This is a genomic window from Mycobacterium sp. (genome assembly GCF_035499775.1).
Lineage (GTDB): Bacteria > Actinomycetota > Actinomycetes > Mycobacteriales > Mycobacteriaceae > Mycobacterium.
Genome location: NZ_DATJYB010000599.1, coordinates 1 through 12,682, shown reverse-complemented (window position 1 = coordinate 12,682; position 12,682 = coordinate 1). Strand labels below are relative to the sequence as shown.

16 protein-coding genes and 1 pseudogene are annotated in these 12,682 nt (G+C 68.1%); 2 read left to right on the top strand and 15 right to left on the bottom strand.

The window, feature by feature from the left end:
- From VML93_RS36255 to fdhD, 7 genes are all read right to left on the bottom strand, one after another.
- Positions 1-488, bottom strand: a 488-nt coding sequence (locus VML93_RS36255) for an alpha-hydroxy-acid oxidizing protein (protein ID WP_325618352.1), incomplete at its 3' end; no start/stop codon positions are given.
- A 35-nt stretch (positions 489-523) separates the two neighbouring features.
- Positions 524-1,393, bottom strand: coding sequence for a siderophore-interacting protein (locus VML93_RS36250; protein WP_325618351.1), 870 nt, complete (start codon positions 1,391-1,393; stop codon positions 524-526).
- A 33-nt stretch (positions 1,394-1,426) separates the two neighbouring features.
- Positions 1,427-2,596: a DNA-processing protein DprA gene (gene dprA, locus VML93_RS36245; protein WP_325618349.1), complete on the bottom strand. Its 1,170-nt coding sequence runs from the start codon at positions 2,594-2,596 to the stop codon at positions 1,427-1,429.
- Positions 2,593-4,104: a YifB family Mg chelatase-like AAA ATPase gene (locus VML93_RS36240; protein WP_325618347.1), complete on the bottom strand. Its 1,512-nt coding sequence runs from the start codon at positions 4,102-4,104 to the stop codon at positions 2,593-2,595. The genes dprA and VML93_RS36240 overlap by 4 nt, the downstream gene beginning before the upstream one ends.
- Positions 4,104-4,481, bottom strand: coding sequence for a YraN family protein (locus tag VML93_RS36235; RefSeq protein WP_325618345.1), 378 nt, complete (start codon positions 4,479-4,481; stop codon positions 4,104-4,106). Before VML93_RS36235 ends, VML93_RS36240 begins: the two co-directional genes overlap by 1 nt.
- Before the next feature lie 138 nt (positions 4,482-4,619).
- Complete coding sequence (locus VML93_RS36230; protein ID WP_325618343.1) at positions 4,620-4,847, bottom strand: deoxyribodipyrimidine photolyase; 228 nt, start codon at positions 4,845-4,847, stop codon at positions 4,620-4,622.
- A gap of 67 nt (positions 4,848-4,914) precedes the next feature.
- Complete coding sequence (gene fdhD, locus VML93_RS36225; protein ID WP_325618341.1) at positions 4,915-5,745, bottom strand: formate dehydrogenase accessory sulfurtransferase FdhD; 831 nt, start codon at positions 5,743-5,745, stop codon at positions 4,915-4,917.
- 211 nt (positions 5,746-5,956) lie between these two features.
- Between fdhD and VML93_RS36220 the strand changes: the two genes are divergently transcribed.
- On the top strand, positions 5,957-6,706 hold the full coding sequence (locus VML93_RS36220) for a GAF and ANTAR domain-containing protein (protein WP_325618339.1): 750 nt from the start codon (positions 5,957-5,959) through the stop codon (positions 6,704-6,706).
- Between the two features lie 4 nt (positions 6,707-6,710).
- On the opposite strand, the gene VML93_RS36215 is transcribed toward VML93_RS36220, so the two are convergent.
- The 4 genes and pseudogenes from VML93_RS36215 to rplS all read right to left on the bottom strand — a co-directional run bounded on the left by VML93_RS36215 (position 6,711) and on the right by rplS (position 9,059).
- Positions 6,711-7,016: a DUF2469 domain-containing protein gene (locus VML93_RS36215; RefSeq protein ID WP_325618337.1), complete on the bottom strand. Its 306-nt coding sequence runs from the start codon at positions 7,014-7,016 to the stop codon at positions 6,711-6,713.
- Positions 7,013-7,796 (bottom strand): annotated as a pseudogene (locus VML93_RS36210) (ribonuclease HII). Before VML93_RS36210 ends, VML93_RS36215 begins: the two are co-directional and overlap by 4 nt.
- 2 nt (positions 7,797-7,798) lie before the next feature.
- Positions 7,799-8,665 (bottom strand): signal peptidase I, encoded by an 867-nt coding sequence (lepB, locus tag VML93_RS36205; protein WP_325618333.1) that lies wholly within the window; start codon positions 8,663-8,665, stop codon positions 7,799-7,801.
- 52 nt (positions 8,666-8,717) lie between these two features.
- Positions 8,718-9,059 carry a 50S ribosomal protein L19 gene (gene rplS / locus VML93_RS36200; protein WP_163789678.1) on the bottom strand — a complete coding sequence of 114 codons (342 nt, stop codon included), beginning with the start codon at positions 9,057-9,059 and terminating at the stop codon, positions 8,718-8,720.
- A gap of 376 nt (positions 9,060-9,435) precedes the next feature.
- Here rplS and VML93_RS36195 point away from each other — a divergent pair, with 376 nt between their 5' ends.
- Complete coding sequence (locus VML93_RS36195; RefSeq protein WP_325618327.1) at positions 9,436-10,377, top strand: hypothetical protein; 942 nt, start codon at positions 9,436-9,438, stop codon at positions 10,375-10,377.
- Between the two features lies 1 nt (position 10,378).
- Here the strand turns inward: VML93_RS36195 and trmD are convergent, their stop codons facing one another.
- Genes trmD through rpsP form a run of 4 tightly spaced genes read right to left on the bottom strand, consistent with a single transcriptional unit; the run spans position 10,379 to position 12,364 of the window.
- Positions 10,379-11,065 (bottom strand): tRNA (guanosine(37)-N1)-methyltransferase TrmD, encoded by a 687-nt coding sequence (gene trmD / locus VML93_RS36190; RefSeq protein WP_325618325.1) that lies wholly within the window; start codon positions 11,063-11,065, stop codon positions 10,379-10,381.
- A complete protein-coding gene (gene rimM, locus VML93_RS36185; protein WP_325618323.1) occupies positions 11,062-11,595 on the bottom strand; it encodes a ribosome maturation factor RimM in 534 nt (177 codons plus the stop codon). Before rimM ends, trmD begins: the two co-directional genes overlap by 4 nt.
- Before the next feature lie 14 nt (positions 11,596-11,609).
- The gene (locus tag VML93_RS36180) at positions 11,610-11,852 is read right to left on the bottom strand and encodes an RNA-binding protein (protein WP_067243044.1); all 243 of its coding nucleotides are present in this window, start codon (positions 11,850-11,852) and stop codon (positions 11,610-11,612) included.
- Positions 11,853-11,860: 8 nt separating this feature from the next.
- Positions 11,861-12,364, bottom strand: a complete 504-nt coding sequence (gene rpsP / locus VML93_RS36175) for a 30S ribosomal protein S16 (RefSeq protein WP_325618354.1) — start codon at positions 12,362-12,364, stop codon at positions 11,861-11,863.
- Positions 12,365-12,682: the final 318 nt, after the last annotated feature.

Here is a 12,682-nt window from a genome sequence, read left to right as displayed (position 1 = left end):
AGGCTGGCGGCCAGCTCGCGGTCGGTCGGCGTGTACAGCTGAAAGAACCCGGGGGTATCGCCGAACTCGGCGGCGAGGTCTTCCATCGGGTCGACGGTCAGCGTGGAGCCGACCATCGGGACGCCGGCGCGGGCCGCCGCGCGGGCGGTGGCCAGGTCGCCATGGCCGTCCTGGGCGCACAGTCCGATGACGCCGATCGGCGCCATGAACAGCGGCGACGGCAGGGTCAGGCCGAACAGCTCGACGGACAGGTCGCGTTTCGCCGCGCCGACGAACATGCGCGGCATCAAGCCCCACCGGTCGAAGGCTTCGCGGTTGGCCCGCTGCGTGCGTTCGTCGCCGGCTCCCCCGACGACGTATGACCACACCGACGGCGGCAGCGCCTTTCCCGCCCTGGCCTCCAATTCCGTGAAGACCATCGGCAGCGACGGCACCACCCCGGCCAAGCCCTGGAAGTAGATCTCGTTCTGGTAGTCCCCGAATGCCATGAGATAGAGAATGCCAGCCCGCGATCGGCAGGATATTAAGTCCCCGCCGCAGTGCCAGCTTCGGACTCAGCCAGCTCTTTCTTCCACTGCCGGAACGACTCTTCGGTGCGCCCGCGTCGCCAATAACCCGAGATCGACGACGCCCATTTCGCTTCCACGTCGCGCTTCTTGCGGATATACGGCCGCAGGTTGTGCATGACGGCTTGCGCTTCGCCGTGGATGAAGACGTGTACCTGCCCCGGCAGCCACTCGGCGGTGGTGACCGCCTCGATCAACGGCGCGAAATCCCCGGCCCGGTCCTCGGGAACCAGGTCGGCCCGGCCGCCCCGATACACCCAGTGCACCTCGACGGACTCCGGTGCCGTCAGAGGTATCTCGTCCTCGGGACCGGCAACCTCGATGAACGCCTTACCGACCGCCCCGGCGGGCAGTGCTTCCAGGGCCGCGGCAATAGCGGGCAGCGCGGATTCGTCACCGGCCAGCAGGTGCCAATCTGCGGCCGGATCGGGGGTGTAGGCGCCCCCGGGCCCCATCAGGTAGATCCGCTGACCGGGCTGGGCGGCTGCCGCCCACGCTCCGGCCACCCCGTGCTCGCCGTGTACCACGATGTCGACCGCGATCTCGCGGGCGGCTTCGTCGACACGACGGACGGTCATGGTCCGCACCGAAGGCCGATCCTCGGGCGGCAACTCGGCGAAGCTGTCCAGCGTCAACGGCTGGGGCAACGCGGCCACGGCGCTGTCGTCCAAGTCGTCAGCAACAAACACCAGCTTCACGTACGAATCCGTGAACTTGCTGGGCACGAAAGTGTCGAAATCGTTGCTGCCTAGCGCGACTCGGACCATATGCGGTGCAAGCTGCTGGGTACCGACGACTTGGAAGGTTTGCAGAGGTCGACCTGCCACTTGTCCTCCTGTCCAGACCCGACCCCCCGTCGACTATACGAGCCGCGGCGGTGCGCCCTTGGCCGCAGCGTTTCGGGCACCGCTGCGGACGATTCGCCACCGGCTGTCGCGGCACTCGGCCAAACCGGCCAGCTCCAGCATTGCCAGCGGCCCCAGCACCTGCTCGGGCGTCCGGCCCGATGCGACGGCGATCTCTTCCACCGTAGCGGCGCCACGGCCCGGCAGCGCCTCGTACACCTGCCGCTCGGCTTCACTGAGCCCGTCCATCGGCGTGCTGGGCCGAGGTTCGTCGGGTGCCAGTTCGCCGATGTGACCGACCAGCTCGACGACGTCGTCGGCCCGGGTGACCAGCTCCGCGCCGTTGCGCAACAGCGCATGACAGCCCGCCGACGCCGACGAGGTCACCGGACCCGGCACCGCGGCCACCACCCGGCCCAGCGCCCGCGCCCAGGCGGCGGTATTGGCCGCACCGCTGCGCAAACCCGCTTCCACCACCACCGCCGCCCCGGCGACGGCGGCCACCAGACGGTTGCGGGTGAGGAACCGGTACCGGGCCGGCCGGACACCGGGCGGGTATTCGGTGAACAGCAGCCCGTGCTGGGCGATGCGGTGCAGCAGTGCCGAATGCCCTGCCGGATAAGGAACGTCGATTCCACCGGCGAGCACCGCCACGGTGACTCCGTCGACGGCCAGCGTCGCGCGGTGAGCTGCGCCGTCGATGCCGTAGGCGCCACCGGAGACGACCGCGACGTCGCGTTCGGCCAGGCCGGTCGCCAGGTCTTCCGCGACGTACTCGCCGTAGGCCGTGGAAGCGCGGGTTCCGACGACGGCGGCGGCGCGTAGCGTCACTTCGTCCAGGCGTGCCGGGCCCAGCGCCCACAGCACCATCGGCGGTGCACCGCCGGATCTCACCGCAGCACCGGCGAATGCGGCGAACGCGAGCTCCGGCCACTCGTCGTCGTCCGATGTGATCAATCGTCCGCCGCGCCGCGCCAGGATTTCGAGATCTGCTGCAGCACAGTCTATTTCGCGCCTGGATTCGGTGTGTCGGGCCAGATTGTCGTCAACCAGCCCGCGCCGGACCCGATCGGCGGCCTCCACCGGGCCGATGCGGGATACCAAGGCGGCGAGTTCCGGGCACGGCGGTTCGGCCACCCGGGACAGGTAGGCCCACGCCAGCAACGTGGGGTCGGCCGCGCTCATCGCCGTGCTCCCGGCTGCCGGAAGCTCAGCGCGGTGGCAACCTCGTCCAACCCGGGCGTGGCCCGGCCGGCCAGGTCCGCCAGGCTCCACGCGACTCGCAGCGTCCGATCCACACCACGGATGCTGAGCAGCCCGCAATCCAGCGCCTTGCGCAGCGGGCCCATCGCAGCATTGCCCGGCCGGAACTTGCGCCGCAACAGCGACCCGCTGACCTCGGCGTTGGTGCGAAAACCATGTGATCGCCACCGCTGGGCCGCGGCGTCGCGGGCCAGCGCCACCCGGCGCCGAACCTGCGCTGTCGGCTCTGCGTCCGTGGCCGAAAATGCCCCGGCGCGTATCGGATTCATCTGCACTCGCAGGTCCACGCGGTCCAGCAGCGGCCCCGAGAGCTTGCCCAGGTAACGCCGTTTGACCGCGGCCGCACAGATGCAATCCCGCGGATCCGCCGGTGCGCACGGGCACGGATTGGCGGCCAGCACCAGCTGGAATCGGGCCGGGTAACGGGCCACCCCGTCGCGGCGGGCGAGCCGGATCTCGCCGTCCTCCAACGGGGTTCGCAGTGCTTCCAGCGCGCTGACGCTGATCTCCGCACATTCGTCGAGGAACAGGACTCCCCGATGCGCGCGGCTGATCGCGCCCGGCCGGGCCATTCCCGAACCGCCACCGACCAGGGCCGCGACGGTGGAACTGTGGTGCGGCGCAACGAACGGCGCCCTGGTGATCAGCGGCGTATCACCCGACAGCAGGCCGGCCACCGAGTGAATCGCCGTGACCTCCAGTGACTCGCTGTCCGACAGCTCCGGCAGTATTCCTGGAAGACGTTGCGCCAGCATCGTTTTGCCCACTCCCGGCGGCCCGGTCAGCATCAGGTGATGGGCCCCGGCCGCGGCCACCTCGACCGCGAACCGGGCCTGCGACTGGCCCACCACGTCGGCCAGATCCGCCGATGGGTCCAAAGTTGTCGGCGCTGCGGTCATCCTGTCCTGCAGGTGGGCAGAACCGTTGAGCCAGCTCCGCAGTTGCCCCAGTGTGCGAACCCCCCAGACGTCGATGCCGTCGACCAGGCTGGCCTCGGCCAGGTTGTCCGCCGGAACCACGACCGCCGGCCAGCCGTCGCGTTTGGCGGCCAGTACCGCCGGCAGCACGCCGCGCACCGCCCGGACCCGGCCGTCCAGCGACAACTCACCCAACAGGACCGTCTTCTCCAGCCGGTGCCAGGGCTTCTTCAGCTGCGCGGACAACACCGCCGCAGCCAACGCGATGTCGTAAACCGAACCCATCTTCGGCAGTGTCGCCGGTGACAGCGCAAGCGTGAGCCGGGCCTGGGGCCAGTCGTTTCCGCAGTTGGTGACCGCGGCGCGGACCCGGTCGCGCGACTCCTGCAGCGCGGCGTCGGGCAGGCCCACCAGATGCACGCCGGGCAGGCCCGAGGTGATGTCGGCTTCGATCTCCACGATCTCGCCGTCCAATCCACGCACCGCGACCGAGAACGCGCGTCCCAGCGCCATCAGCCGACGCCCTGCAGGTGCATGATCTCCGGGGTGCGCTGGCGCCCGATCCGCACGCCGATCACATCGATCCGCACGGCAGCCCAGCCCTCGTTCTGCCCGGCCAGCCACAGGCCGGCCAGCCGGCGCAGCCGGCCGACCTTCCGTGGCGTCACCGCATGCGCCAACCCGCCGTAACCGTCACCGGTACGCGTCTTGACTTCGACGAACACCACCGTGCGGGTGGCGGGATCGGAGGCGATGACGTCGAGTTCGCCATAGCGGCAGCGCCAGTTGCGGGTCAGGATCCGCAAGCCCATCTTCGTCAGGTAATCCACCGCGAGCGCCTCGCCCATTGCGCCCAGCTGAACCCGGGTCAGTGTCTTTGTGGTCGTCATGCCGCTCACCGTGCCCGGCGGGGACGACAACGCCCGCCGGTGCTGGTTCCTGGTACCCGCCGAAACCTTCGGTTGTCCCCAGTCGGACGTCTATCCACAACCTCTGGCGAAGGTCTTTGTCAGCGGTCGGCCGCAGCCCTACTTCTTGCTGGGAATGATCACGATGACGATCAGCGTCAGGATGCTGAAGAAGAAGCCGAGGATCCCCCACCCCAGGGGGTTACGTCCCTTCATCGCGGCGATGAGTGCGCAGATGACGGCCGCGATGAAGCCGCCTATCAGGACGAAAATGCCCTTGATCCCGCGCAGAATCAAGCCCGCCGCCTCGGGATTGCTTTGTGCGGCAAGAACCAGTCCGTGCAGCATGGTCGCCTCCTCAGCTGTGCGAAACCATACGATCGGCTACCCGCGCAACAGGTGTCCCAATCGACCTTCAGGTGATGCGGTCCGCCCGGGTGTAGACGTTCATCGAGTCCTCGCGCAGGAATGCGACCAGGGTGATCCCGGACTCGTCGGCCAGCGACACCGCCAACGATGAGGGCGCCGACACGGCCGCCAGCACCGGAATGCCGGCCAGCACGGCCTTCTGTGTCAGTTCGAACGACGCCCGCCCGCTGACCAGCAGCACCGAGCCGCTCAGCGGTATGCGCTGATGCTCCAGCGCCCAGCCGATCACCTTGTCCACGGCGTTGTGCCGGCCGATGTCCTCCCGTACGGCGAGCATCGTGCCCTGCGCGTCGAACAGCGCCGCAGCGTGCAAGCCGCCGGTGGTGGCGAACACCTTCTGTGCGCTGCGCAGCCGGCCGGGCATCGCTTTGAGGGTAGCCGCGGCGACGGTGACCGAATCCTCGCCGGGCGCAAAGCGGCTGATCACCCGCACCGCGTCCAGCGACGCCTTGCCGCAGACACCGCACGACGAGGTGGTGTAGAAGTTACGGGTGAGGTCGACATCGGGCGGTTTGACGCCGGGAGCCAGCGTCACGTCGAGAACGTTATACGCACTCACAGCGCGTGCACCGTCCTCGCCGGCCCCACCGCAGTATCGGATGGTCAGCACGTCCTGGCGGCCGGCAATAACCCCTTCGGTCAACAGAAAGCCTTGCGCGAGCTCGATATCCGAGCCCGGCGTGCGCATGGTCACCGTGAGCGGGCTGCCGTTGACGCGGATCTCCAGCGGCTCCTCGACGACCAGGGTCTCCGGCCGGGTGACCGATTCATCGGCGGTGCGGTGCTGTACCTGCCGACGCGCCGTTACGTGCCCCACTGCTTCGGCCTCCGCTGCAGCGAAGGGACCACCGCCCCGCGAGATGCGGCTGAGCGCTGGAACCACACGGACTCAACGTACATTGGTTAACGACCCGGTGCCGCATCGAGCCGATACCGTGGGATCCACCCGGCGGACCAGCCCTCCGCCGACATCGGAGCTCCCAGTACCTGGGGCGATTGTCAGCGAAAGCCGGTAAGGAGGGGAAGCGGTGGACGAGGCGAATGCGGGTTCCGGCGAGCCCCAGCCGGTAGTCGAACCCGCGAGGGTGTTCACGGCGCTCGCCGAGATCATCTACCAAGGCTCAGACTCGTCGGAGGTGTATGCCGCCATCTGTGTGGCGGCGACCCTGGTCGTTTCCGGCTGCGACCACGCCAGCCTGCTGGTGCGCCGCGACGGTCGCTACGTCACCGTCGGCGCCAGCGACCGCATCGCACAGCACATCGACGACCTGGAACGCGCCAGCGGCGACGGACCCTGCATCGACGCCATCGAGGACGAAACCCCGCAGATCGACACCGACCTGACCACACCATCCCTGTGGCCCAAATTCGCCGCCCGTCTGGTCGCCGATACGCCGGTGCGCGGCGCCATGGGGTTTCGGCTGCTGGTCGACCGCCAGGTCACCGGCGCCCTCAACCTGTTCAGCGACACCGCTAACGCATTCGACAAGGAGTCCGCCGGTCAGGCCATCGTGCTGGCATCGTTCGCGAGCGTGGCCATCAACGCGATCGGCCAGGGCGAAGACGCCGTCACCCTGCGCAAGGGGCTACTCAGCAACCGCGAAATCGGCAAGGCAGTCGGCATGTTGATGCTGCTCAACAACATCTCCGAGGAAGAGGCCTTCAACGTGCTGCGGCGCAACTCCCAGGACCTGAACATCAAACTCGCCGACGTGGCGCGCACGGTGATCGCCAACCGCGGGAAACTGACGTTCGGCGAGGAGCAGCCGCAGGCTTAACCGGCTATTCCGGCAGCCGCAGCTCGGGCTTCTCGACTTCCTCGATGTTGACGTCTTTGAAGGTGACCACCCGAACCTGCTTGACGAAGCGCGCCGGCCGGTACATGTCCCACACCCAGGCATCGGCGAGCCGCAGCTCGAAGTACACCTCACCGTCGGCGTTGCGCGGCATCATCTCCACGCTGTTGGCCAGGTAGAAGCGCCGCTCGGTCTCCACGACATAGCTGAACTGCCCGACGATGTCCTTGTATTCGCGGTACAGCGAGAGCTCCATCTCGGTTTCGTACTTTTCGAGATCCTCTGCACTCATCTGCTCAGACGTCCTTTTCCTGCCCAGCTGCGGGGGTTGCAACCCTGCTCACATCTTTCCTCACCGCTATTCGCCACGCTCGGCGGGCGGGTCCGGTTTGAATTCGACGACCACTCGGGCGTTCGACCCGTTGGCCACCCGCCGCACGTTGATGAACGAATAGCGGTGCTCGGGGCAGGGACCGAGGTGGGTCAGCGCAAGGCTGTGCGCGGGCGTGCAGTAGCCCTTGTGTTCGGCGAAGCCGTAGCCCGGGTGGTCGGCGTCCATCGCCACCATCAACCGGTCCCGGCTCACCTTGGCCAGCACGCTTGCCGCGGCGATGCAGGCAGCGGCGGCGTCGCCCCCGACCACCGGCAGCGACGGCACCGGCAGGCCGGGCACCCGGAATCCGTCGCTGAGCACGTAACCGGGCCGTACCGCCAGACCGGCCACGGCGCGCCGCATGCCTTCGATATTCGCGATGTGCACGCCGCGTCGGTCGACCTCGGCCGACGGGATGAACACCACGTGGTAGGCCAGCGCGTAGCGGCGGATCAGCGGGAACAGGCGCTCCCGCGCCTTCTCCGTGAGCTTCTTCGAATCATCAAGAGCGGCAAGGCTTTCCAAGCGTCCCGGGCCGAGCACGCAGGCGGCCACCACCAGCGGGCCCGCGCAGGCGCCGCGACCCACCTCGTCGACCCCGGCCACCGGCCCCAGGCCGCTGCGGTGCAGCGCGGACTCCAGGGTGCGCAATCCGCCCGATTTGCGGATCACCGTCCGCGGCGGCCACGTCGTGGTCACGGCTACTGACCCTGCTGGGGGTTCACCGAACCCACACCACTCCATCGCGACGGCGGCCACACAATGAACCTGGTCTTACCGATGACATTGGACACCGGAACGGTGCCCGCCATCGGATCACCGCTGCACAGCGGTCCGGTCGCCAGGTCGGCGTAATTGCAGTGCGCCCGCGAGTCAGCCGAGTGGGTCCGGTTGTCGCCCATCACCCACAGCCGTCCCGGCGGCACGGTGACCGGCCCGAACTCGCTGTTGGGGGCGTTGTTCAGGCACGGGAACGCCGCCGTTTCGGTCCCCATCGTGGCGGGATTCAGGTAGGGCTCCTTGAGCGGTTTGCCATTGACCGTCAGGCCGGTGTCGACCCGGCACTGCACCGTCTGCCCGCCGACCGCAATAACGCGCTTGACCAGGTCGTTCTCATCGGGAGGTACGAAACCGATGAACGACAGCGCATTCTGCATCCAGCGCACCACCGTGTCGGACGAGCGGATGGACCGGTAGCTGCCGTTCCAGGACGACGGTCCCTTGAAGACGACGACGTCACCGGGCTGCGGTGAGCCGAAGCGATAACTGACCTTGTCCACCATGATGCGGTCGCCGATGTCCAGCGTGGGCTTCATGGATTCCGACGGAATCAGGTAAGGGCGCGCCACGAACGTCAACATGACGTAGTAGAGCGTTACCGCGATGACCGCCAGCAGCGCGAATTCCCGCAGCGCCGACTTGCCCCGCTTCGATTCGCCCGCGTCGGCCTCCTTGCCGGCCTCCTTGCCGGCCTCGCGCTCCTCGCGAGCGGCGGTGGAGGCGTCCGGTTCCGAAGGCGGATCAGCTTCGGGTTGGTGCTCTGCTGACGAGTCCGTGGCTTCCGTCACGAGATCAGCGTAGCCAGCGCGATGCCTGCATCTTCAAACCGCTGAAGCCGCCTCAGCGCTTCTCCTTGATCTTGGCCTTCTTACCGCGAAGCTCACGCAGGTAGTACAGCTTCGCGCGGCGGACATCACCACGGGTCACGACCTCGATGTGGTCGATAGTCGGCGAATGCACCGGAAAGGTCCGCTCGACACCCACGCCGTAGCTCTCCTTGCGCACCGTGAAGGTCTCGCGGATCCCGCCGCCCTGGCGCCGAATCACCACGCCCTTGAACACCTGGATACGCTCCTTGGCGCCCTCGATGACCTTGACGTGCACATTGATGGTGTCGCCCGGGCTGAAGGCCGGGATGTCGTCGCGTAGCGACGCCTGGTCGACGAAGTCCAGCCTGTTCATCTGAAGGCACTTCCTTGAAGGTCGCGGCTTGGTGACCAGTTCACGACCGCCCGCCCGCACGCGGGCGTGAGGCGGTCACCAAGCCGATGGGTTTCGGGCTTCTGAGGCGTATCTCGCAGCGGGCGGCTCGCCCAGGTCACGGGGCCCTGGCCGGCCTACAACCGCTGGAGACAACCCGCCAATTGTGCCAGACCGGAGCATGCAGTGAAAATCACAGGAAATCCTCGCGGTTCGTGACCGGCGAAAGGCGCTGGTGAATGGTACATATGACTGGGGCCACACCGCGCCAGTCGAACCCGAACCTCAGCGTGATGCCCGGGCAGATGGCGGTGCGGCCGCCTCGTATATACGTCTGCTGGACGCCATAGGGAGAAGCATGGGAACCCGGCCGCTGATGCTACTCACCGCTGCGGCGGCGGTGGCGTTGGTGGTTGTCGGAGGGTGCGAGCCCAAGGTACAGGCAAAGACACCGAACACCCTGCGCTCCGGTGCACCCGGCCGGAATCTGCCGCCCGCGCCGCAGGGGGCCGACCTGCTGCTGCAGGTCATCACGCAGCCCCTGCCGGCGGACACACTGCCTGCCGCCGGGTTCGACGGATTGCAGGCACGCGTCCAGCACGCGACCGAGGAAGCCGCCGGCGCCGGCGCCACCTTGTCGGTGGCCATTCTCGATCGCGCCACCCATCAACTCGTGTCCAACGGCAACGCCCCGATCGACGGCATCGCGTCGGTGGCCAAGCTGTTCATCGCCGACGAACTGCTGCTGCAGGATTCGTCGGGCAAGCCCCTGTCCCCGGAGGACCGCCAGGCGCTGGACGTCATGCTGCGGTCCTCTGACGACGACGCCGCCGAGAGATTCTGGGATCAGAACGGCGCGGACGGCATCGTCACCCAGATCGCGACCCGGTATGGACTCGCGGCCACCGGGCCGCCCGGCGATGGCCGCTGGTGGAACACGGTCAGCACCGCGGCGGACTTGATCCATTACTACGAGATGCTGCTCGACGGGTCAGGCGGGCTGCCGCCGGAACGGGCCCGGGTCATCATCAACGATCTGGCCCAGTCCACCCCCACCGGAATCGACGGCTACCCGCAGCGGTTCGGCATCCCCGAAGGCCTGTACGCCGAGCCGGTGGCGGTCAAACAGGGCTGGATGTGCTGCATCGGTAGCGACTGGATGCATCTGTCGACCGGCGTGATCGGCTCGGACCGGCGCTACATCATGGTGGTCGAATCGCTGCAGACCACCGATGACGCCACCGCGCGACAGACGATCACCCAGGCCGTCAAGACGATGTTCCCCACCGGCCGGATCTGATCTAGTCCAGGAGTTCAGGCCGGCGTTCGCGAGTGCGCTGCAGCGACACCTCTCGACGCCAGGCGGCGATCCGCGCATGATCACCGGAGAGCAGCACGGCCGGGACGTCCAGGCCACGCCAACTCGGCGGCCGGGTATAGCTCGGCCCCTCCAGCAGCCGGTCCAGTTCCGGTGAATGTGAATCGTCGCGCAGCGACGCGGGATTGCCCAGAACGCCGGCCAGCAGTCGCAGCACCGCCTCGATCATCACCACGGCCGCCGACTCGCCACCCGGCAACACGTAGTCGCCGATCGAGACCTCCTCGACCCGCATTCGCCGAGAGGCATCTTCAACGACCCGCTGGTCGATGCCCTCGTAGCGGCCGCAGCCGAACACCAGGTGCGCCTCGGCGCTCCAGCGATGCGCGGTGGTCTGGTTGAACAGCGAACCGGCGGGGGTCGGAACGATCAGCAGCGTCTGGTCGGAACAGATCTCGTCCAGCGCCGCACCCCACACCGGCGCCTTCATCACCATTCCCGGACCCCCACCGTAGGGCGCGTCGTCGACCGAGTGGTGCACGTCATGGGTCCACCGCCGCAGGTCGTGCACCGTCAGATCGACCAGGCCGGTGTCAATCGCCTTGCCCGGCAACGACAATCGCAGCGGCTCCAGGTAGGTCGGGAAGATCGTGACGACGTCGATCTTCACGGCCCGCTACCCAGATCCAGCAGGCCCTCCGGCGGATCGATCTCCAGGGTGCCGTCGTCCAGCGACACCGACGTGACGATCGCGCCGACGAACGGCACCAACAGTTCTCCGGCGTCGCCCCGGACCGCCAGCAACTCGCCGGCGGCGGTGTGCAGCACCTCGGCGACGACGCCGAGATCCTGTCCCGTCGTCGTCCGGACCCGCAGGCCTTCCAGCTGGTGGTCGTAGTAGGTGTCCGGCTCGTCGATGGGCGGCAGGTCATCGGAGTCGATGACGAACAGGCTGCCGCGCAGCGCGTCGGCGGCGTCGCGGTCGGTCACTCCGGCCAGGCGCACCAGCAGGCGCGTGCCGTGCTCACGCGCGCCCTCGACGACGACGCTGCGTTCCTGACCGCCGCGATCACGGGATGCCTTGGCGCGCAACGTATTACCAGGGGCAAATCGCGCGGCGGGGTCGTCGGTGCGGACCTCGACGACCAATTCGCCGGTGACGCCGTGCGCCTTGACCACCCGCCCGACTACCAGCTCCACGAGCAGGGCTCCCGCTACTGGTCGGTGTCCACCACGTCGACGCGGATGCCACGGCCACCGATGCCGGCGACCAGCGTGCGCAACGCGGTCGCGGTACGTCCGCCGCGACCGATCACCTTGCCCAGGTCGTCGGGATGAACGTGGACTTCGACGGTGCGCCCACGCCGGCTGGTCACCATGTCCACCCGGACATCGTTGGGGTTGTCGACGATCCCCCGGACCAGATGCTCGACTGCGTCGACGACGACGGTACTCATTGCCGCGGTCAGCTTTCGGTAGTCGGCTCGGCCGGCGCGGCGTCCTCTGCGGGCGTCGGGGTGTTCTCAGCCTCGGGCGCGGCGGTCTCGGCCTCCGGCTCGGCCTTGGCGGCGGCTTTCTTGGCCGGGGCCTTCTTCTTCGGCTTCGCGGCCTCGGAGGTGGGACCGCCGTCGGCGGCGGCCAGCGCGGCGTTGAACAGCTCGAGCTTGCTCGGCTTTTCAGGCTTGACCTGCAGCGTGCCCTCGGCGCCGGGCAGACCCTTGAACTTCTGCCAGTCGCCGGTGATCTTCAGCAGCTTGAGGACGGGCTCGGTGGGCTGGGCTCCGACGGACAGCCAGTACTGGGCGCGCTCGGAGTTGATCTCGATGAGGCTGGGATCTTCCTTGGGGTGGTACCGGCCGATGACCTCGATCGAGCGGCCGTCGCGGCGGGTGCGCGCATCGGCGACCGCGATGCGGTACTGGGGATTGCGGATCTTGCCAAGCCGAGTGAGCTTGATCTTCACAGACATGGTTAAGCGAATTCTCCTGTGGGTGTCACGCTGCAATTCAGCGACCTGGGCGGGGATGCCCGGATCCGGTTTTGCCTCGCGTGTATGACCATCGCGCGGCCGTAATCGCGCGGCGGACAGCCGCCAATTGTGCCAGAACGTGGGCTGGCAGCAGAAATCGTGGCGATCGCGAGCGCGGCGAAGCCGGGCGCGGCGGGTCGCCACCATCAGACTTCGTGGCGATCGCGAGCGCGGCGAAGCCGGGCGCGGCGGGTCGCCACCATCAGACCCGTGGCGATCGCGAGCGCGGCGAAGCCGGGCGCGGCGGGTCGCCACCAT